Genomic DNA, 2,561 nt, shown 5'->3' with positions numbered 1-2,561 from the left:
AGGCCGATTGCCTCGACGCGGGGATACCGATAAAGGTATCACGCTTTCCCATGGTCGGCAACGGAAGGGCATTGACGCTGGGCGAAGCAGAGGGAATGGTAAAGATCGTAGCGGACTCAAAGTACGAAAAAGTTTTGGGCGTGCACATATTGGGCCCTAACGCTACGGAGCTGATATCTACGGCCTGTATGGCCATGAAGTTGGAGGCGACCGCCGAGGAGATAGCCCAACTTATCATTGCCCACCCCACCGTAGGTGAGGCGTTGAAGGAAGCGGCTTTGTCCGTTCAAGGTAGAGCCATACATCTTCCGAAGGAAGGGTAATGATCGATGAATGGGGAATTTCCGGAGTGGCTTAAGATACCGGCGCCCGATGAAAAAAGCTTATATGAAATGCAGGACTTAATAAAGGGCATGACCCTTCACACTGTCTGCGAGGAAGCCTTATGTCCCAACGTCGGGGAGTGTTTTAAGTCTCGAACGGCCACCTTTCTGCTCATGGGGGACGTATGTACAAGAAATTGCAACTTCTGCGCCGTCAGGCACGGAAATCCCTTGCCCTTAGACCCCGATGAACCTAGACATATCGCTGAGGCGTGCAAAGCCCTTGGCCTTAAATACGTGGTCTTAACCTGCGTAACCCGAGACGACTTGGCCGACGGCGGCGCATCCCACATGGCCTTGGTGGTTGAGGAAGTAAAGAGATTAAACCCCGGCGCTAAGGTGGAGCTTTTGACCTCCGACCTCGGTGGCAGCAGGGATGCCTTAAAAAACTTATTTGAAGCTCCTTTGGACGTCTTAGCCCATAACGTTGAAACTGTTCCTTCCCTTTATCCGGCCGTGAGGCCTCAGGCCAACTACGAACGAAGCTTGGCTGTGATTGAGATGGCAAAGGCCATTGCCCCGAAGGTGCTAACAAAATCGGGGATCATGGTCGGCCTTGGCGAAACATATGAAGAGGTAATCGAAGTAATGAGCGATTTGATATCAGTGGGATGTGATATACTTACTATTGGACAGTATTTACAACCGTCCCCATCTCATCTTCCCGTAAAAGAATTTGTGCCTCCAAAACAATATCAAATGTACGAGCAAAAGGGCCTCGAGCTTGGGTTTAAGTATGTCGTGGCCGGCCCACTGGTCAGGAGTTCCTATAGGGCAAGCGCCTATCAGCCTTAGAAGTATCGTCACGATAAAATATCACATAAAGATAGGAGGTGACAGATCAAGGCCAGGTTACACTTAGCTTAATTAAACAACATTATGAGAGAAGGAGGTAGGATATCATGGCAATTGAAAGGGAAACATTGCAGTGGATGTACAGGAACATGCTAACTATAAGATATTTCGAGGAGCGAGTGGCGGAGCTTTTTGCAGCCGGAAAGTGCTTCGGTTTTGTGCACCTTTACGTAGGCGAGGAGGCTGTGGCCACGGGGGCGTGCGCAAACCTGCGCAAGGAAGACTATATAACCAGTACGCACAGGGGACACGGGCATCTGATTTCCAAGGGCGGAGATCTGAAGCTCATGATGGCAGAGCTCTTTGGAAGGCGTACGGGATATTGCAAGGGCAAGGGCGGATCGATGCACATCGCAGATGTGGAGCTTGGGATACTTGGGGCCAACGGCATAGTGGGCGGCGGATTTCCCATTGCCGTGGGTGCGGGCTTTACGGCCAAGTACAAGGGCACCGATCAGGTGGCTGCCTGCTTCTTTGGAGACGGCGCATCTAACCAGGGAACGTTTCACGAAGGGTTGAACATGGCATCGATCTGGAAGCTGCCCGTCATATTCATCAACGAGAACAACTTCTACGGGATCTCGCTGTCGCAAAGGCGGTCTATGAACGTGCCCGATGTGGCTGCCAGAGCGGCGGCCTATAACATCCCGGGAGTAGTGGTCGACGGCAACGACGTGCTCGCCGTTTACGAGGCAGTCCAAGAGGCCGTCAAAAGGGCTAGGGCCGGCGAAGGGCCGACATTAATTGAGTGCAAGACCTACCGTTACAGGGGACATTTCGAGGGAGATCCGACCGTCTACCGCCCTGAGGAGGAGGTCCGGGAGTGGAAGAAAAAGGACCCCATTCCGCGATTTGAGGAAAAGCTTGCACAGATGGGGATCATGACCGAAGAACAGATGAAGCAGGTTCGTGAGGAGATCGCTGGCAAGATCGAGGAAGCCGTGAAGTTTGCCGAAGAGAGCCCCTGGCCGTCTCCGGAAGAAGTCTTGGAAGATGTGTACGCGTGAGCGAGAGGGGAGGCGAAAACGATGAGAAAGTTGACAATGCGTGCAGCGATAAATGAGGCCTTACGCCAGGAGATGAGGCGCGATCCCAACGTGTACGTCATTGGCGAGGACGTTGGGGTGTTCGGCGGCTGCTTCGGCGTGACGGCGGGGCTGATAGACGAGTTCGGGCCCAAGCGCGTGATAGATACGCCAATCACGGAAAGCGCAATTATCGGCAATGCCCTGGGCGCTGCTGCAACTGGGTTGAGGCCCGTGGCAGAGATAATGTTCATGGACTTCGTTGGCGTTACCATGGACCAGATATACAATCAGGCGG

General features: G+C 53.2%; 2 protein-coding genes and 2 pseudogenes. All 4 read left to right on the top strand.

Annotated elements, in window-relative coordinates; all coding sequences use genetic code 11:
* Nucleotides 1–323 (top strand): annotated as a pseudogene (locus Q7P41_RS01880) (dihydrolipoyl dehydrogenase); the annotation flags it as partial.
* Nucleotides 324–329: 6 nt separating this feature from the next.
* Complete coding sequence (gene lipA, locus Q7P41_RS01875; RefSeq protein ID WP_303881702.1) at nt 330–1,178, top strand: lipoyl synthase; 849 nt, start codon at nt 330–332, stop codon at nt 1,176–1,178.
* Between the two features lie 107 nt (nt 1,179–1,285).
* A complete protein-coding gene (pdhA, locus tag Q7P41_RS01870; RefSeq protein ID WP_303881700.1) occupies nt 1,286–2,245 on the top strand; it encodes a pyruvate dehydrogenase (acetyl-transferring) E1 component subunit alpha in 960 nt (319 codons plus the stop codon).
* 21 nt (nt 2,246–2,266) lie between these two features.
* Nucleotides 2,267–2,561, top strand: a pseudogene (locus Q7P41_RS01865) (alpha-ketoacid dehydrogenase subunit beta); the annotation flags it as partial.

This window comes from Acetomicrobium mobile (genome assembly GCF_937920065.1).
This window is presented reverse-complemented; position numbering and strand designations above follow the sequence as displayed.